Raw genomic sequence first — 18,325 nt, 5'->3', positions numbered from 1 at the left:
ATGGCCCGGACCACGAATACGCCCGCCGAGGCGCCCGCCGGGCCCGCACCCACCCCGCAGGGCGGGCGCCGCAAGCGCCGGAGGGTCGTCGTGCCGCTCGTCCTGACCGCCACGATCACCGGAGCGGCGGTCCTGGGCGTGACGCGCCCGTGGGAGCAGAAGGAGTCCGGCGCCGGGAAACCGCCCGTCGAGTACGGCACCGTCGTGGTGCAGAAGGGGTCGCTGTCCAGCGGCATCCAGATCGCCGGGACGCTCGGCTACGACGAGCCCACGCCCGTCGTCGCCGCCGGCCGCGGCACCGTCACCGCGCTCCCCGCCGTCGGCGCCGTCGTCAAGCCCGGCGGGAAGCTGTACGAGGCCGACGGCAGAGCCGTCGTCCTGATGCGGGGCAGCCGCCCCCTGTGGCGCGACCTGGGACCCGGCGCCGGCGACGGTCCCGACGTGCAGCAGCTCAAGCGGAACCTGGCCGACCTCGGGTACGCCGACGGGCTCGGCCTTGCTATCGACGAGAAGTTCACCAAGGGCACCGAGATCGCGATCAAGCGGTGGCAGAAGTCGCTGGGGGTGAAGCAGACCGGGACGGTCACGCTCGGCAGCGTGGTCATGCTGCCGCAGGCGAGCGTGCGTGTGCAGCAGCTCGGCGTACAGCTCGGCGCGCCACTGGGGTCGGCCTCGGTCATGACCGTGAGCGGCACCGGCCTCGTCGCCACCGTGCGGCCTGCCGACAACCAGTTGTCCCGGTTCAAGCCCGACGGCAAGGTCGAGGTCAGGCTGTCCGACGGCAGCACGGTCACCGGACGCGTCCGCTCCCTGATCCGCGGCGGCTCCACCGGCCAGGGCGAAGGCGACAGTGGCGGGGGCGGCGATCAGCAGAAGACCACCGTCACCATCGGCCTGGACAGCCAGCAGCAGGCACGGAAGGCCGGGCCGTCCTCCGTGACGGTCACCGTCGTGGGCGACAGCGTCAGCGACGCCCTCATCGTGCCCGTCACCGCGCTGCTCGCGCTGGATGGCGGAGGCTACGGCGTCAAGGTCGTCGACGGCACGGTCACCCGTCTGGTCAAGGTGCGGCTGGGTCTGATCGCCGACGCCCAGGCGCAGGTCTCCGGGGGTCTCCAGCCCGGCACCCAGGTGGTGATCCCCAAGTGACGCCCGTACTGGAACTGACAGCCGTCACCAAGGAGTACCCGGGTTCCCCGCCGCTGCGCGTGCTGCACGGCGTCGACCTGACCATCGAGGCCGGGGAACTCCTCGCTGTGGTGGGCCCGTCCGGGTCCGGCAAGTCGACCCTGCTCGCCCTCCTCGGCTCGCTGGACCGACCGAGCGCCGGGCGGCTGCGCTTCGAAGGGCGCGATCTGTCGGGGCTGTCGGACGCCGAACTCGCCTCGGTGCGCGCCCACCGGATCGGCTTCGTCTTCCAGCAGTTCTTCCTGCTGCCGGGACTCACGACGGTGGAGAACGTCGCCACCGGCCTCCTCTACAGCGGCGCCCCGGCGGCGCGGCGGCACGCCGCCGCCGTCGAGGCCCTGCAGGAGGTGGGCTTGGAGCACCGACTGGACCATCGCCCCGACCAGCTCTCCGGCGGCGAGAAGCAGCGCGTGGCCATTGCCCGCGCCCTCGTCGGGCGCCCCGCGCTGCTGCTCGCCGACGAACCCACCGGCGCACTGGACAGCGTCTCCGGCACAGCCGTCGTCGAGTTGCTGCGCGCCCTGAACGCCAACGGCACCACCGTCGTCGTCATCACCCACGACCGCGATCTGGCCGCTTCCTTCCCCCGGCGGGTGGGCATCCGGGACGGCCGGATCGACTTCGACGAACGCAGCCCCCACCCGGCGGGAGTCGTCCGATGAGCGCCCGCACCCGCCGGACCCGGCTGCGCCTGATCGACCTGCTGCGCCTGGGCATGATCGGTCCGCGTACACGGAAGACGCGTTCCGCCCTGTCGGCCCTCGGCATCTCGCTCGGTATCGCGGCCGTCGTCGCCGTGACCGGGATCTCCTCCTCCAACCAGGCCCACCTGCTGGCCCGCCTGGACCAGCTCGGCTCGAACCTGATCACGGTCGCCGCCGGGAAGGACGCCACGCAGCAGCTCGTACCCCTGCCGTCCACAGCCGAGAAAATGCTCGGGAACATCGCCCCGGTGCAGCAGGTCACCGCGGTCGGGGCCACCAAGGCGGAGGTCTACCGCAACAACCTGGTGCCCAAGCAGCAGACCGGCAGCATCACGGTGCTGGCCGCCCGGCCGAACCTGCTCGACGTCCTGCACGGCTCGCTGCGGAGCGGGAAGTGGCTGGACCGGGCCGGCGAACGGCTCCCCGTCACCGTGCTCGGCGACCAAGCAGCCCAGCGCCTGGGCGTGACCACGCCCGGCGAACGGGTCTGGCTGGGCGGCCAGTCCTACGCCGTCGCCGGCATCCTCGCACCCAACGAACTGGCCCCCGAACTGGACACCGCCGCACTCGTCGGCTGGCCCCAGGCCACAGCCCACCTGGACGCCGACGGCTCCGCCGCCACGGTCTACGTGCGCGCCCACCCCGAACGCGTGCCCGACGTCCAGAGAGTGGCAGCAGCCACAGCGAACCCGGCGAGTCCGAGCACCGTCGCCGTCAGCCGCCCCTCCGACCTCCTCCTGGCACGCGACGAGGCCAAGGGCGCGCTCACGGGACTGGTGCTCTCCCTGGCCGGAGTCGCCCTGCTCGTCGGCGGCGTCGGCATCGCCAACACCATGGTGGTGGGCGTGATGGAACGCCGCGGCGAGATCGGACTGAGGCGCGCACTGGGCGCCCGCGGAGGGCAGATCGCAGCCCAGTTCCTGCTGGAGGCCATCCTCATGGGCTTCATCGGAGGCATCGCAGGCCTGACCCTGGGCAGTCTCACCGTCTACGGCTATGCCCTGGTCCAGGGCTGGCCGGTCTCCATTCCGTACTACACGGTCGGCGGCGGCCCGGTGGTCTCCGTACTCGTCGCCGCCGTCGCCGGGATCTACCCGGCCATGCGCGCGGCCAAGGCGTCTCCGACGGACGCCCTGCGGTCGGCCTGAGCGATCGGCCTGAGCGATCGGCCTGAGCGATCGGCAGGCTCGCCCCCGGCGGGGGCGAGCCTGCACCCCGTCACGATCCTCGGAGCCCCGCAGGAGCCCGGCGGCGCACCACGCCGGATCCCCCAAGGAGCAGCACCGGCCGATCCCGATGTCAGGGTCATCCGTCTCGCCCACCAGGTACCAGGCCAACGCTCAGCGGACGACGAGGACACAAGCCGGGCTACCACCACCGCTGGACCGTACGGATGCACAAGGTCCGCCAGTGGTACCCGAGTACCCAGGAGCACCGTGTGATCTGGCGGGGCCCTTACATCAAGGGCCCTGCCGACGCCCCATTCATGGTCGGAGAGAAGGCCTACACAGTCGATTGAGTCCGGTCGAAGGCATGCCTGGGCAGAGCGGGGGCTACCTGTGCCCCTGTAAGCGCCCCTGGAGCTGCTGTGTCGACCCTGTTCGTGTCACAGGTGCCTTCCAAGGGGGAGCCGTGCGCGAGTGCCTGTTGCAGGAGAGCGCTGTGTGTGGGCGGTGTGTGTCCTGATTACCTGGTCGGGAGGGGTCTTGAGCCGGTGGTGGCGCTTTGTGACACCTGTACGGCTCAGAGGAGGGGCGGATCGGGCGCGTGCCTCGGACCGGAGGGTCAAGCGCGCGGGAAGTTGGGGGCAGGGCGGGGCGGCAGCCTGTTTCGGCGGTCCAGTCGCGTCGTAGTGGGTCAGTCCTCAGCGGGCCGGAGAAAGTCGGCGCCGACGGACCGGGCTGTGTCCTCGACCGCGTCTCGGTTCATGTCTGCAGCCGTGAACAGGACCATGCCGATACTGCCCTTGTCGCCCCACACGCACATCGCCCGCAGCGTGCCGGTGGCCCTCTCGGTGTACGTGAGGCACTGCATCCAGGCGCCGTGCGGACCGGCCCCTGCCCGCCAGGTGTCGTGGACGGTGCCGACCCGTTCCGTCTCTTCGGGAAGGAGCCCGCCGTCGTACACGTACGACTCCCGCATCTCGTGGAAGTCTCCGGTCGTCACAGCCACCAGGTACTCGGCAGCGGCGTCAGGAGCAGCGTCCTGAGCGACGTACACCCGGGCGGTCGACCCTTCCTTCTCCCCGTCGGGCACGGCGTCGAACGGGTCGAACTCCTCACGGAGGTCGAAGCCTTGCAGGCCCCGGAAGGTGTCGTGGGCGACGATGTCGTAGCGGGGATACGTGAGGGAGGAGGCGTACGCCGTGACGCCAATGCATAGCAGGAGCGCGAGTCCGGCTCCGGCAAAGACGTACTCACGAGGAGTGACGCGCGGCACGGGCGGCAGCTCCGGCGCCTCGACGCCTTCGGCCCCGGCGCCCGCTTCGTCGCCGGATGCGGCCTCGGTAGCGATTGCGGCCATCCGCTCGGCAGCCCGCTCGCGGGCGGTAGCCAGCTGTCTGCGGAGACTGAGGAACGGCAGGCCCAGCAGCAGCCCCACTCCCGCCGCCACGCCGTACGGCACCGCCGGCAGGACGGTGATGCGCAGGACTATCAACGCAGCGACGACCACGCCCGTGGCGAGGCGGTATTCGAGGCCTCGACGCAACAGCAGGCGCGGCCAGGTCCGGCCGGGGGCGGCGAGGGCGGCCGTTGTCTCGGCGAGCACGGCGAGCCGCAGAACGTGCGGGGCCGCGGCGGCCCACTGCGCGGCCTGAGCAGCGGCAGCCTGAGGCGTGGGCGCTGAGGCGAAGGCACGGGCCGCGTCGAACGACTGCACCCGGCGCACCGAGGCACTGTCCTTGCCGTTGGCAGAAACGGAGCTTCCCGCAGCCTCGGCCCGCAGCAACTCCGGTGAATGCGGCGCAAGTTCTCGCAACCGGGCCAGGAGCGCGGGGCCCCGGGCATGTCGCCCCGGCCGGTCCAGCGCGTCAGTACGGGCGCAGAGTTCGGCGTACCCGGCAAGCAAGCCTATGTCGTGCGGGAACGTGTCCAGACCCTCACGGAAGACCCGCTCGGCCGCGTCGTCATGGTCGTCGTCATCCTCTGCCACATGGGCGCGGGCCAGTGCGAGGAAGAGTCCGGCGTCGGGCCCGGCGGTCTCAAGCGCGGCCCGCGCGGTAGCCCGAGCCTCGGCCGGCCGGCCCACGGAGACGAGCGCATCGACCCGCCCTCGCACATCGTCGCGCACCTCGTCGCGCACGTCGTCACGCACGTCGTCACGCACGTCGTCCTTGTTGTCGTTCAAGAGTCCCCACCCCTGGTACAGCAGGCCGGACTGAAGCGGCCGCGACCGTCACTATCACCCGTACCGGAACCCTGGTCAACCAGAAATTTCCCCTCCTGACCTGTCCTTTTGCCGCACTACAGGGTGCAATCGGACGCACCCCGGACCCGTGCCACCTGAGCTCCGGCGCATCGTCGTAAGGCGGCGTGCAGGACCGCCGGTGGAGTTCGACGGTCGGTGGCCGGCAGCCGGCCTGCTGAGGATCGGCAACCACGCAGCTGACCGACGTCACCACTCCCCCGCCCCTGGCTCGCCTCGAATACGGGTGGCAGGAGCGGCCCCAGGCTCGGCACGTGATGCGGTGGGCCCGCCCAGACCTGTGACTGTGCTGCCGCCGGGTAGCGGGGCCTCCGGCGGGCAGAGACAGGAAGGCGGGTGGATGGAAGGGGGCCGAGTCTGCCCGCACTGCCCGGGGCGACTCGGATAGACCGGATCGCCTCTCTCGGACAGCCGCCGTCCTGGCTCAGGAGCTGCGACGGGTGGCGGAGCCTGGTCCCCGCGCGAGCGGGGAGAAGCCACCAGGAGACTCGACCAACTCCCGGATGTGGGCCCCCCGGTCGGCGGGGAGCAGCCATGGAGGGGCATGCCGTTGTCATGGCGGGGGCGGATCGTGGCGGCGTTCATGCCGGAGGTCTACAGCCGCCTCGCCTCCCCGGAGCGTCGGCGGTGGCCCCGGGAAGGGTTGCCCGGACGTTCGGGCACAGTGGCACGAGGGGTGCCGTAGCGCACTCACTCGGATCGGTCGTCACCTACGAAGCCCTGCGTGCCCTGAGCGCGAGCGGGTGTGTGCGCGGGTGGCGAAGGCGCGTCAGTATCCGGTGCCGCGCTTGACCTGGGCTCGCTCGGCGTCGTGGGTCGCGCCCTTGGCGTCCAGGGTGCGGCACGCGTCGGCGATGTCCTGGCTCAGGCGATCGATCTGTTCGCGGCTCAGGGTTTCCTTGACCAGGGCACGCAGGATCTTCACCCGTTCCGCGTTGGGCGGGAGCGTGTACGCCGGCACCATCCAGCCGCGTTCGGCGGCGAGTTGCCATGCGATGTCGGACTCGTCGTAGGAGTGCTTGCCGGCGAGGCGGAAGGCGACCAGGGGCAGTTGCTCGAGGTCGGCTCCGATCAGTTCGAAGCGTCCGCTGCTTTGCAGGTTGTTCGCCAATACGCGGGCGTTCTCCTGCATCATCTTCATGACGTAGGTGTAGCCCTGGCGGCCGAGTCGTACGAAGTTGTAGTACTGCGCGAGTACCATCGACGCACCGGTGGAGAAGTTCAAGGTGAACGTCGAGTCGGTCTTTCCCAAGTAGTTCTCGTAGAACACGAGGTCTTCGGGCAGGTCCGACTCCTCACGGAAGATCAGCCAGCCGATGCCGGGGTAGACCAGGCCGTACTTGTGGCCCGAGACGTTGATCGAACGGACCTGCTCGAGCCGGAAGTCCCACTTCGAATCCGGGTAGAGAAAAGGCCAGACGAATGCGCCGCTGGCGCCATCTACGTGGATGGGAATGTCGAGGTCCCGCTCTTTGCGGACGTCTCGCAACAGCTTGTCGATCCCGACGACGTCGTCCTTGTGGCCCGTGAAAGTGGTGCCGAGTACGGCGACGACGCCGATCGTGTTTTCATCGAGGTGGGGCTCCACGTCCTCAGGGCCGATCGTGTACTTGCCTTCCGCGAGCGGCACGATCCGCGGCTCGACGTCGAAGTAGCGGCAGAATTTCTCCCACACGACGTGGACGTCCCCACCGAAGATCAAATTGGGCCGATCGATCGACAGGTTGGCCGCCTGGCGGCGCTCGCGCCACTTCCACTTCAGTGACAGTCCTCCCAGCATGATCGCCTCGGATGAGCCCTGGGTCCGGCATCCGGTCGTACTGCCAGGCGCATTGAAGAGATCGGCGAGCATGCGCACGCAACGCTGCTCGATCTCGGCGGAGATGGGGTACTCCGCATGGTCGATGAAATTGCGGTGGAGGTTCTCGGCGATGAGCCGCTGCGCTTCCGGCTCCATCCACGTGGTGACAAACGTGGCGAGGTTGCGTTGCGGGTCGCCCTCCATGGCGAGATCCACATCCACGAGCCTCATCGCGTCCGTCGCGGCCATACCTTCTTCTGGGAAGGTCTCCGAGGGAGCAGGTACGGTCAGGAATCGATTACCGAAAAGAGACTCATCGTCACGCTTGGTCATGCGGGGATTCAAACAGCCAGGCTGTCCGGCTTCGCGAGGGACACGCCGAGGCACAACAGCTGGGCGCCGTGGTGCTGAATGACGAAGCTCCTGGCAGAGCAATGACGAGGCCTTCACCAGCCCGTCATAGGTCCCGGAGCACGGGTGTCCTGAGCAGGTCCTCCAACCCGGCCCACTCGAAGAGACAGACGGCCAGTACGGCGTGATCCGTGGGGTCCGGCAGCTCCCACTGATTGCTGAATGACCGGAATCCGATCTCCTCCCCCTGCTCGACAAGACGAAGGCTGAACGCGCGCGGCACGATCCGGACATCGATCGTGGGTCCTTCGTACGTGACCGACCGGCGAGAGCGCCGTAGCGCGGACGTGCCGGTGAAACGGAACGGTTCCCCGTCCACCTCGCCCTCGAACCCCTTCCAGAGCCGCCACCGCATCAGCAGCGGCTCTGGCACGAGCCGGTGAACCTTGAGCGTGACTTCTCCGTCTCGCAGGGACACCGTCCAGCTCTCCACCGCATCGGCGTGGTCCTCCGGACGGGTCCGTGGGCCGCGTTCCCGGACCAGGGTCACCTCACCGCGAGGAGTAGTGCACCTCGCATAGACCTCGGCAGCGATCGCCGGGTTCCTCCACTCCACAAACGGCATTTCTCGACTCACGCGAAAGTCGCCCATCTATGCCCCCCGGCGGCCCACTTCTTGATTCCGGCTACGCCAGTATCACTGGCATCACCACAGAACGCCGTACACGCGTACGGGTACGGCGTGGAATCCGAGCAGCCGAGACGCCTTGCTGTCCACTGCGCGCGTCTCGCGGGCGCGAGGCTGGTGGCAGCGGCCGGTCCATGCATGTCCGGGAACAGCGAGCCCCTTTCCAAGCTGGGCTGGCTGTTGGCCAGTTGGCCAGTTGGCCTGACAACGCAGTGAAGCCCCTGGTAGCTCGGTTTTCGACCAAGAGAACCGTTTCCACCAGAGGTTTCGCATGCTTGTCTACCCGTCCGGGACCGACATGTCCAGCTCGTCGCTGCGGTTGTTGTCCGCCCGGCTGCGGGCCCACCGTCGGCAACGCGGTACCCGCTGGCGCCGACTGAATGCGGGCCGCCAGGCCCTGCTGGCCCTGGCTCACCTGCGGTGCGGCCATACCTACGGCCAGCTCGCCGCCGGCTCCGGGATCGGCACCATCACTGCCTACCGGTACGTCACCGACGCCGTGGAGCTCCTGGCCGCGCTCGCCCCGGACCTGGCCACCGCGATGAAAACCGCCACCCAGAAGGCGTTCGCGATCCTGGACGGCACCCTGCTGCCGATCGACCGAATCACCGCCGACCGGCCCTTCTACTCCGGAAATCACAAGAGGCACGGCATGAACGTGCAGGTCCTCGCCGATCCACACGGCCGACTGCTGTGGCCCTCGCCGGCGCCGTCCATGACATCAGGGCGGCCCCCACCCACGGCATCATCGACGCACTTGCCGACACGGGCCTGCCCTGCTGGGCGGACAAGGGCCACCAGGGCGCCGGCGGTACCGTCCGCGTGCCCTTCCGCGGCCGATGGGACCGGCTCTCCCCAGGTCAGCAGGCCGTCGACCGCTCCCATGCGCGCATCCGGGCCCTGGGCGAGCAAGCCATGGCCACTCTGAAGGCCTGGCGCCTCCCGCGGAAGTTGCGATGCAGCACCGTCCGCATCACCAACATCGTCCGAGCCGTCCTCACCCTGCATCTGACCTGCTCAAAGTGAGGTTGGAAAGGCTCAATGGCTTGGAATTTGCACACCAGTGGCGGACCGGATCGCTCACCGTCTCGGGCGGACGTGCGCGCCGCGGCCCCGCAAGCGGTTCGCGAAGGACACCGTGTTGATCGCCGACGGCACGCTGGTCCCCACGCGTGGGATCGCTGCTCCGGTGCGGTGACGGGGCTCTGTGTGTTGGGCGTGTCGATGGGGCCCGGAGGCCGCCTCCAAAGGATTGTGACGGCCGCAGCATCGGCCCTGGACCACACCACGACCGCCACAGCGAAATGGACATGGGATGACCAGAAGACACCGGCGGCACCAAGGTTTCGGCGCTGCGGGAGTGGCGGTAGCCCTCATCTGGGGATGTGCCACCGCCGGGAATGCCCGGCCCTCCGACGCGGCACCCGGCGGCTTCGAGCGGGCGGCCGAGCAAGCGGCGGCAGAATTCGGTGTGCCGAAGGAAGTACTCCTCGGCGTCAGCTACGAGTCCTCCTGGTGGGAGTCCCATGACGGCCGCCCGAGCACCAAGGGTGGCTATGGTCCGATGCACCTGACGGACACGACGTCGGGGAGAACGTACGACCATCGCCCAGGCGAAGGTCCAGTGGACGCAACGGGCACCGACGACCCGTCCGAGCACACGTTGCAGGCCGCCGCCGCGATGATCGGCGTCGCACCCCAGACGCTCCAGCGAGACGAGCTGCAGAACCTTCGAGGCGGCGCTGCACTGCTCGCCTCGTACCAGCGGCAGGTCACCCGCGAGATGCCGCCCGACCCGGGTGGCTGGTACGGAGCTGTGGCGCAGTACAGCCAGGCCGCCGACACCGCCGCGGCCGGACGGTTCGCCGATGGCGTGTTCGCGGTGATCCGCACCGGCAAGCAGAGGGTACGTAAGGACGGCCAGAGGGTTTCCTTGACGAAGACGCCGTCCGTCCGTCCGACGAGGTCGCAACTCGCGTCCCTGGGGCTGCGGACGACGGTCGCGGCGGCAGTGCCGGAGTGCCCCAGCGAGCTGAATTGCCGGTTCGTTCCCGCAGCTGCCTCGAACTACCAGGTGTCCACGCGGAACTCGAACGGCATGGATGTCGACTTCATCGTCATCCATGACCTCGAAGGGTCCTACGACGGGGGAATCAGCTGGTTCCAGGATCCCGTCAGCGGGGCTTCCGCGCATTACGTGATGAAGGCCGACGGCAGTGCGGCAACGCAGATGGTCGCCACCAAGGACATCGCTTTCCACGCCGGAAACTACTGGACCAACCTGCACGGCGTCGGTATCGAACTGGAGGGATACGCTGCCCAGGGGCCCACCTGGTTCACTCCGGCCCAGTACAAGGCGACTGCCGCGCTGGTGGTCTACCTGGCACGCCGCTTCGACGTCCCGCTGGACCGCAAGCACATCATCGGGCACGACAACGTCCTTCCGCCGAGGCCGGCCCGCGTGCCGGACGCGCACTGGGACCCCGGCCCCTACTGGGACTGGGAGAAGTTCATGGCTCTCCTCGACACCGACCACCGCCGGGAGCGCGAGGCCGAGGGAGGAGAGACGGGCGGGAACATCGGAATCGGACAGGCGGTCACGATCGCCCCGGCCTACGGCCGGAACGCGCAGACGGTCACGGTCTGCGCCCCGACGTGCCGGTCCCAGACACAGCCTTCGAACTTCCTCTACGTGCGCACGGAGCCCCGCGCCGACGCTCCGCTCGTCTCCGACCTCGCCCTTCGCCCCGACGGGTCGGCAGGAAGCCAACGCATCGACGACTGGGGATCCACCGCCATGTGGGGGCAGGAATTCGTGGTCGCGGACATGCGAGGGGACTGGACGGCCATCTGGTTCGGTGGCCAGAAGGGATGGATCCACAACCCGGCGGGCACGAACACTCGCCCCGCCCCGAACGCGCGGATCGTCCGTCCCGCGAGTGGGGCGAAGTCCGTCTCCGTCTACACAACGGCCTACCCTCGAGCCGACGAGTACCCCCAGGGAGTGCGTGCATCGGAACAGACGCGGTTCAGCATGTACACGTTCCCTCAGGGGCAGGCGTACGTGGCCGCTCCCACATCGGTGGACGCCGACGACTTCTTCCCTGCCACGCCCACGCGCCCGGAGGTTGTGGTCACCGGTGACCAGCAGTACGACGTGATCCAGTACAACCGGCGTCTGGCTACCGTGAACACCGCCGAGACTGACTGACAGCTTCGGAGTCGGCCCGCGCCTCAGAGTGCTGTCACGGCAGAGCCGTGGCAGCACTGCCATGTCTTCCTACTGTGAACGGCGCCTGACGCCGCAGCGCAGGAGGCCCGGCCCTTCTTCCCCGGCGCGCCGCTGCCCACCCGACTGGCGGGCGGGCTGGCCGGCGGGCTGGCCCCCGGGCTGGCCGCCGGGCTGACTGTGTCGCCGTCGGCGCAGATGACGCTGACGATGTGGAAGCGCAGGACGGCCGCCAGCTCGTTGTCGATGATGCGCTCGCCGAGTGCGTCGATGTCTTGCGGGAGGCGTAGTGAGACAACGCCGAGGAGCGAGTCTTCGACCTCGAGGAACGGACGCGGTTCATGTTGATGCCGTGCGCGATCATGCGGGGTGCAACGGCGCTGGTCCGGGCTGCGCGGTGTCGCCAGGCTGTCGGGGTGGCAGAAGGAGTGCGCGTCCGCGCGATTGATGGCGACGAGGGGCAGCGCCTGTTGGGGATCGTCCGCAAAGGTACCGGGCCGGTGACCTGGCGGCGTGCCCAGAGGTGCTGCTGTCCACGCAGGGCATGTGTGACCGGGAGGTCACCGGACCGGTGACCGGGAGGTCACCGGTCCCTTGTTGCCCCCCTCGGGCTGCGCCGAACGGTAGTCACGCGAACGGGCCACGTGCATGCCATGGCGGTGAGCCGCGGCACACAACCCGGCGGGCACATCGGACACTCGTCCGATGCCCGACACTCTGAGCCTGTGGATGCGACACGAGACCCGGCCGAATGAGCAGCGTGCCGCCCTTGCTCCAGAAGACGCCCGCAGGCTGATCGAACGCGGGGTCCTCCTCACCGTCGAGGAGTCCACGCAACGCGTCTTCCCGATCCACGAGTACGCCGCTGCCGGCTGCGAGATCGTGCCTCAGGGCAGCTGGGTGAGCCTGTGCCCCGCAGAGGAGCACGTCCTCGGCCTCAAGGAACTTCCCGACGAGCCTGCCCTGCTGAGACACCGGCACATCTTCTTCGGGCACGCATACAAGGGACAGGCGGGTGCGGGGCCCCTGCTGCGGCGGTTCGAGGCCGGAGGGGGCGTGCTGCTCGACCTGGAGTCCCTGGTGGACGTGGACGGCCACCGTCTTGCCGCGTTCGGGCATTGGGCGGGCTACGCGGGTGCGGCTCTCGCGGTTCTCCACCGGAGGGGCTTGCTCACCTCACCGCTGGTCTCGCTCTCCCAGGGCGCGCTGGACGCGACGCTGCGTCCGTCCCCTGCCGGCGAGAGCCTCACGGCCGTGGTGATCGGTGCGTATGGGCGTGGTGGGCGAGGGGCCTGCGATGCGCTGAGGACCGCCGGTGTCGAGGCGAGCCGGTGGAACAGCGCGGAGACCCGGGCGCTGGACCGCGACGCGCTGCTCGCGCACGACATCCTTGTGAACGCCATCGGCACCGACCATCCCGTGGCCCCGTTCCTGACGAGGGCCGATCTGGACGACCCGCGGCGACGCCTGTCGGTAATCAGTGACGTCACCTGCGATGTCGGCTCGGACCTCAACGCGCTCCCGGTCTACGACCGGGCCACCGACTGGGAGCATCCGGTGGAGCAGTTGCGCCGACACTCCCGGCCGCTCGACGTCATCGCCATCGACAACCTGCCCTCCCTGCTTCCCGCCGAGGCCAGTCGCGCCTTCTCCGCCGACCTGTGGCCCCTTCTCCTCGCGCTGAGGGAGGGATCACCGGTGTGGGAGCGCTGCCTGCACGACTTCCGGCGAGCCGTCGCCTCCGTGGACGGCGGATGACCGGCCCAGGCCGCGTTCCGGGCGGATACAGGGGAACTCGGCCCGCCACAGGGCGTAGAACGCAGCCTCCTCGTCCTCCGACGCCATGCACGTCGACAGAGCAGCGGTCAGGACGTGGCGCTGCCGGCCGACAATAGGGCGAAGGTTGCCTGATGCGGCGCTAGGCATGAGATTGCTGGACGTTGGTTACACATGGGTCTCCGAGTAGACGGAGATCTGTCATGCCCCTCGGTGCGACCAGAAGGCTGCTATGCAGTTCCTCGACTACGTCCTGAAGCGTCTGCCGTTCCGCGTCGAGGTGATCCAGACCGACAACGGCGCGGAGTTCCGCTCCGCCTTCCACTGGAACGTCCTCGACAGAGGCATCGCCCACACCTACATCAAACCGGCCTCACCGCACCTCAACGGCAAGGGCGAACGCTCCCCCCGCATCGACGCCGAGGAGTATTACCGCATGCTCGACGGCGTCGTCATCGACGACATCGGTGTCTTCAACGACAAGTTCCGCGAGTGGGAGGACTACGACAACTGCCACCGCCCCCACGGCGCCCTCGGCGGCCAAACGCCCTACGAACGCCTCAAGCAGAAGGCCCAGACCCCGCTTTAACCAAGCGCCGGCAGGTGCACACCTAGCGCCAGTCTCCAGTCGTGATCACCTGGTGGGGCGGAGGCTGCGGAGAGCCGGCTGCGGCTTCAGCCGGTGAAGACGGTGTGCACTGTGTGCCAGGGATGCCGAAGCCCTCTCATCTCGACCAAAGCAGATCGAGTGGGCCGTCGTCTGCGGGAGCAGTGACTGCGTCCGTGATGAGGCGGCGTGGTCAGGGCGCTGGCACATGTGAATTGCCTGCCTCGAATGTCGCCCGGGCCGCTCGCTTCAGGGGCTGAACTTCCGCTGCTGCTCGTTCGGTGTGCTCGACCAGGCAAACATCGGGAACCGCCCTACACCTCCAAGCGTGGTCCGTAACACTGGTGTCCGTCAGCTACATGGCACAAGACAGGCGATTGGAGTGCAGGTGGAGCACGGCACATTGATCGCGGGCAAGTACGAGCTGCGCGAGCGGCTTGGCCGGGGCGGGATGGGCGAAGTCTGGGCCGGCCGCGACCGTGATCTCCACCGCAACGTGGCCATCAAGCTGCTTGTACGCGACGACGACGCCTCGCCGGACCTGCTCCATCGGTTCGAGCGCGAAGCCGTGGCCGCCGCACAGATCAACCACCCCAATGTGGTCTCCCTCTACGACCGAGGCATCCATGACGGCATGCAGTTCTTGGTCATGGAACACATCGACGGCACCACGCTCGCCCACCACATGCACGAGCAGGCCCCCATGCCCGTCGCACGGGCGCTGGAGATCACCCAGGAGATCTGCGCCGCCCTTGTCGCCGCCCACCGGGCCAAGGTCATCCACTACGACATCAAACCGTCCAACGTCATGCTCACCGCTGACAGCCGCATCAAAGTCGTCGACTTCGGCATCGCAGGCTTCGCCCACACCCACACCTTCACCGTCGCCCCCACCTCCATGCTCGCCCCCGTCGGCACAGCCCCCTACGGCGCACCGGAACAGTTCCTCGACCAGCGCGGTGACGAACGCTCCGACCTCTACGCCCTCGGCAGCGTCCTCTTCGCCCTGCTCACCGGCAAGCCTCCTTTCAGCGACGGCTCCCCCCTCTCAATCATCCGTCGCAAACTCGACGACGAACCACCGCTGTTGAGCAGCCAGCGCGGGGATGTGCCGAAGGCCATTGCCCAGTTGCTCACCGAGCTGCTGCAGCGCGACCCGGGCCGCCGGCCCCAAAGCGCCTCGGTCGTCTACGAACGCCTGGAGCAACTCCGGCCCTCCGTCACCACGTGCAGCGCGGGAGCACGCGAACCCGACACCGAGCGTGTGTCACGGGCCGCACCGACCCGGACCCTCACACGTGAGACGCCAGACAACGAAGATGCCTTCGAGATCACCTGGACCGGACAGGACCCCATTTCCAGCTATGCGACATATAGCCGTCGTTCCCTGAGACGTCACTGGCTTCTCTTCTCCGTCCTCGCATGGCCGTTTCTCCACGCGTGGCTGGTATTCGTGCTGCTGGCCAACTCAAACGACCCCCACGACATGCAACTCTCTGACGTTCCGGTGGCCGTGTTCGTCGGCTCCGTGCTCTATCCGATTCTGCTCCACCTCCTGTACGGACGGCACCTCGGGGCGGCCACCCTGAACTGGGGGCGACACCGGCGTGCGCTCAAAGACAGACGCCCTTGGTCACTCCGCGTCGACGCCGCTGGAATCACCACCACAGACCCACGCCATGCCACGCCCGCCACCGGCCGTGCGGGGCACCGGGTGTATCCCTGGGGCCTCGCATCGACCGTCTCGCTGGAGCACGCCGCGGAATTCCGTTGGGGCCCCAGCTACACCGTGCTGCACATCCAGCCCGCGGGAATGGGTCCGCAGCTCAGTCCCATAAGACCCGCGGGCGTGGTGCACCCTCGCTCCCCCCAAGGCACGGCAGGGCGCTGGCCGCTCTGCGCCCTCGGTCCAATGACCGAGCAGCAGCACCAGGCACTCATCTCTGCCCTCGCCCGCCACGCGGGCTCGCGCTGGAAGCCGGAACTCAGTAGGTAACAGCCCGACCGGCCCTGCAGAGGTGTGAGCTGCTCCGGGTCTTGGCCTGCCCTCAGTCGTGATCATGTGGTTGGGCTCAGGTTGCAAAGCCAGATCAACGCCCCACGCAGGTGAAGCCCAGCGAGGTAGCTCTCAGGTGTCTTGCCGTAGCAGGTGGCGAGCCCTCGCCACGCCTTGATCTTGTTGATGCAGCGTTCCACGGTGTTGCGGCCTTTGTAGAGTTCGACGTCGTGCGCGACGGGCCGTCCACCCCTGCTGCCTCGCTTCTTGCGGTGGGTGGCCTGGTCGACTTTCTCCGGTATGACGGCCTTCATGTTCCGATTGCGCACGTACGCGCGGTTGGCGCGGGAGCTGTACGCCTTGTCGCTGGCGACCGCGTCAGGTCGGGTGCGCGGGCGGCCAACGCGGCCGCGAACCTTGACCTTGTCCAGGACCGGGATGAAGCGGGGGCTGTCGGCGGCCTGACCCTCGGTCAGGACAAAGGAGAGCGGGCGGCCGCGGGGGTCGGATTCCGAACAGCCAGGAGATCGGCCTCTCGATCTTCCATCGGTGCCTTCCGAGGCGTTCGGAGGACTCCCTGCCAGGCCGGCCGATCCGTGGGGTGATGTTGCGTTCGCGTAGCCAGGCCAGGTTGCCGGCCGAGTGGTAGGCCTTGTCGGCCCTGACCTTGTCGGGGTGCCGCCGACGGGGGCCGCGGCGTGAGCGGACGGCCGGGATGGGTGGGCGGGCGAAGCGCCTGGACATCGTTGACGTTTGCGGCGGACACCCCGACGACCACAGGCAGCCCCTGCACGTCGGTCAGATCGTGCAGTTTGCTGCCCGTTTTGCCCGGTCGACCGGATTCGGCCCCGCCAGCGGACCCCCTTTTCGCGCGTACCGAGGCCGCGTCGTCGATCACGGAGCTCCCGTCCAGTCCGCCGCGGGCTCCGATCTCGTCCAGAACCACCCGGTGCAGCTGGCGCCGCACTCCGGATGTCGTCCAGACGGAGAACCTTCGGTGAGCCGTCGCCGGCGACACTCCGAACGTCGGTGCCTGATACCGCCACGCGCACCCGCTGGTCAGCACGTACACGACGGCCGTGAACACGGCACGTTGGTCGATCGGCGTGACGCCACCGCCTTGCGGGCGCGAGCGGAAGGACGGCAGTACCGGCTCGCCCATTGTCCAGAGATCATCCGGCACGAGCCGCTGCGACAGATCCCCACCCATGAACGATCATGACGCCTCTGCCGGGCGGCCCCCGGCGAGGTCGGTGTAGGCGTTGGGCTGATGGCCCCCGCCGCCTCAGAATGGGCACATGGCTCCTCATTCCGTCGACCCGCGCCCGGTGAACGCCGACGAGCACGCAGTGCTTCAACACGTACTGTCAGCGGAGTTCGTCGGCGCGTCGCAACTGCGGAGTCAGCTGGACCACACCGACGTGATCGCTGTCTGGGGGCCCGACTCCGTGAGCGTCGACCTGCAGGTCCGGGAACCTTGCGAGCATGCGGCACTGCCGAAAGAGCTCGTGCCTGTAGACGCACAAGTCCATGACCCGTCCGGCGCCTACGTCGGCAGGATCCTCGTATGGACGGACCAGGGAGCCACGCTCTCAGCCCTGGAGTTCGCCTGGGTCACCGACGAGATGCCCACGTCTCTACCGGTCATCGTGGACGGCCGCCTCAGCTGGCCAGCCTGACAGGCTGGCCGTCGCCACCCCGAGCGTCTATGGCCGTACAGCGGGCAAGATCGCCACGTGAGACACCGTCTTAGTGATCCAGCGGCGACCCATAAGGCGTGCCAGCAGGCTTTGTCGACGGGCCCTGGCCTTTCTGCCGGCCAGGTGGGTGGGCCCACTGCTGACGCTGACGGTCCTCCTGCTCGCCTTCGTCCTGGTCACGGCCAAACGGCTCTTACGGCAAGGCCGAGGTCGCGTCACGCGGCGAGGCCCGGGCTCTGGACCAGCTCGTGGAGACCGCCGAGTACGCGCCCGAGGCCCAGCACGCACAGATCCAGTCCGCCGCCGTCTGCTACGCACGCGCCGTCCGCACCCAGGAATGGTCGGCCATGGCAGACGGCAAAGGCTCCCCGGCGCCGAGCGTCTGGTCGGCGGACTTCCGCACAACCTTCCGAACGCTGGATGGCAAGCCGGTCTTCGGCATGCTGATCGCCGCCGACAACAAACGCTCCGACGAACGCGAGGAACTCCTCACCCAGGCCACCGCCAGCATCCCCAGCGCCATCCTCTGGTTCCTCCTCGCCACCCCGACCATCACCGTGGTCGCCCTCGGCGTCTGTCTGCCCCACAGGAACAACCGAGGCCAACTGATCACCCTCGTGGTGATCACCGCCTTGCTCACGACCGCCCTGTGCATCATCCGGGACGTCGACCGCCCCTTCGGCGGCATCATCAACGTCGATCCGGTCGCGACCACCGAGGCCGAACGGCAGGCCACCCGGGACTTCACGGCCAACCACCCGGCCTCCGAGCTGCCCTGCGACGCCGAGGGCAACCGCCGGGCCGCCTGAGCTCGGGCACACCCCGGACGCAGGGGGTGCGAGCGCCGTGCGGGGGATTC

At 68.7% G+C, this 18,325-nt stretch carries 12 protein-coding genes and 4 pseudogenes; 11 read left to right on the top strand and 5 right to left on the bottom strand.

Going from position 1 to position 18,325, the window contains the following annotated elements; translation table 11 throughout:
- Genes OG259_RS40775 through OG259_RS40765 form a run of 3 tightly spaced genes read left to right on the top strand, consistent with a single transcriptional unit; the run spans position 1 to position 3,040 of the window.
- On the top strand, positions 1–1,149 hold the full coding sequence (locus OG259_RS40775) for a peptidoglycan-binding protein (RefSeq protein ID WP_328946876.1): 1,149 nt from the start codon (positions 1–3) through the stop codon (positions 1,147–1,149).
- Positions 1,146–1,850 carry an ABC transporter ATP-binding protein gene (locus OG259_RS40770; protein WP_328946875.1) on the top strand — a complete coding sequence of 235 codons (705 nt, stop codon included), beginning with the start codon at positions 1,146–1,148 and terminating at the stop codon, positions 1,848–1,850. The genes OG259_RS40775 and OG259_RS40770 overlap by 4 nt, the downstream gene beginning before the upstream one ends.
- The gene (locus OG259_RS40765) at positions 1,847–3,040 is read left to right on the top strand and encodes an ABC transporter permease (protein ID WP_328946874.1); all 1,194 of its coding nucleotides are present in this window, start codon (positions 1,847–1,849) and stop codon (positions 3,038–3,040) included. The genes OG259_RS40770 and OG259_RS40765 overlap by 4 nt, the downstream gene beginning before the upstream one ends.
- A gap of 709 nt (positions 3,041–3,749) precedes the next feature.
- Here the strand turns inward: OG259_RS40765 and OG259_RS40760 are convergent.
- The 3 genes from OG259_RS40760 to OG259_RS40750 all read right to left on the bottom strand — a co-directional run bounded on the left by OG259_RS40760 (position 3,750) and on the right by OG259_RS40750 (position 8,095).
- Positions 3,750–5,240 carry a hypothetical protein gene (locus OG259_RS40760; RefSeq protein ID WP_328946873.1) on the bottom strand — a complete coding sequence of 497 codons (1,491 nt, stop codon included), beginning with the start codon at positions 5,238–5,240 and terminating at the stop codon, positions 3,750–3,752.
- Positions 5,241–6,087: 847 nt separating this feature from the next.
- Positions 6,088–7,452, bottom strand: a complete 1,365-nt coding sequence (locus OG259_RS40755; RefSeq protein WP_328946872.1) for a glutamate decarboxylase — start codon at positions 7,450–7,452, stop codon at positions 6,088–6,090.
- Positions 7,453–7,576: 124 nt separating this feature from the next.
- Positions 7,577–8,095, bottom strand: coding sequence for a hypothetical protein (locus OG259_RS40750; RefSeq protein ID WP_328946871.1), 519 nt, complete (start codon positions 8,093–8,095; stop codon positions 7,577–7,579).
- Positions 8,096–8,429: 334 nt separating this feature from the next.
- Between OG259_RS40750 and OG259_RS40745 the strand changes: the two are divergent.
- The 6 genes and pseudogenes from OG259_RS40745 to OG259_RS40720 all read left to right on the top strand — a co-directional run bounded on the left by OG259_RS40745 (position 8,430) and on the right by OG259_RS40720 (position 15,766).
- Positions 8,430–9,184: pseudogene (locus OG259_RS40745) on the top strand (transposase family protein).
- 10 nt (positions 9,185–9,194) lie between these two features.
- Positions 9,195–9,332, top strand: a pseudogene (locus OG259_RS40740) (IS5/IS1182 family transposase); the annotation flags it as partial.
- A gap of 450 nt (positions 9,333–9,782) precedes the next feature.
- The gene (locus tag OG259_RS40735; protein ID WP_328946870.1) at positions 9,783–11,369 is read left to right on the top strand and encodes an N-acetylmuramoyl-L-alanine amidase; all 1,587 of its coding nucleotides are present in this window, start codon (positions 9,783–9,785) and stop codon (positions 11,367–11,369) included.
- A gap of 723 nt (positions 11,370–12,092) precedes the next feature.
- On the top strand, positions 12,093–13,145 hold the full coding sequence (locus OG259_RS40730; RefSeq protein WP_328946869.1) for a saccharopine dehydrogenase: 1,053 nt from the start codon (positions 12,093–12,095) through the stop codon (positions 13,143–13,145).
- A 226-nt stretch (positions 13,146–13,371) separates the two neighbouring features.
- A pseudogene (locus OG259_RS40725) lies at positions 13,372–13,752 on the top strand (integrase core domain-containing protein); the annotation flags it as partial.
- A 406-nt stretch (positions 13,753–14,158) separates the two neighbouring features.
- Positions 14,159–15,766, top strand: a complete 1,608-nt coding sequence (locus OG259_RS40720) for a serine/threonine-protein kinase (RefSeq protein ID WP_328946867.1) — start codon at positions 14,159–14,161, stop codon at positions 15,764–15,766.
- Positions 15,767–15,828: 62 nt separating this feature from the next.
- On the opposite strand, the pseudogene OG259_RS40715 reads toward OG259_RS40720, so the two are convergent.
- Together OG259_RS40715 and OG259_RS41920 are read right to left on the bottom strand one after the other, a co-directional pair.
- Positions 15,829–16,311: pseudogene (locus tag OG259_RS40715) on the bottom strand (transposase); the annotation flags it as partial.
- Positions 16,239–16,976 (bottom strand): transposase, encoded by a 738-nt coding sequence (locus tag OG259_RS41920; RefSeq protein WP_443052100.1) that lies wholly within the window; start codon positions 16,974–16,976, stop codon positions 16,239–16,241. The pseudogene OG259_RS40715 and the gene OG259_RS41920, both read right to left, overlap by 73 nt.
- A gap of 88 nt (positions 16,977–17,064) precedes the next feature.
- Here OG259_RS41920 and OG259_RS40710 point away from each other — a divergent pair, with 88 nt between their 5' ends.
- Together OG259_RS40710 and OG259_RS40705 are read left to right on the top strand one after the other, a co-directional pair.
- On the top strand, positions 17,065–17,445 hold the full coding sequence (locus tag OG259_RS40710) for a hypothetical protein (protein WP_328946866.1): 381 nt from the start codon (positions 17,065–17,067) through the stop codon (positions 17,443–17,445).
- Positions 17,446–17,714: 269 nt separating this feature from the next.
- Positions 17,715–18,275, top strand: coding sequence for a bestrophin-like domain (locus tag OG259_RS40705; RefSeq protein ID WP_328946865.1), 561 nt, complete (start codon positions 17,715–17,717; stop codon positions 18,273–18,275).
- Positions 18,276–18,325 lie beyond the last annotated feature (50 nt).

The sequence above is a fragment of the Streptomyces sp. NBC_00250 genome (assembly GCF_036192275.1).
GTDB lineage: Bacteria > Actinomycetota > Actinomycetes > Streptomycetales > Streptomycetaceae > Streptomyces.
This window is presented reverse-complemented; position numbering and strand designations above follow the sequence as displayed.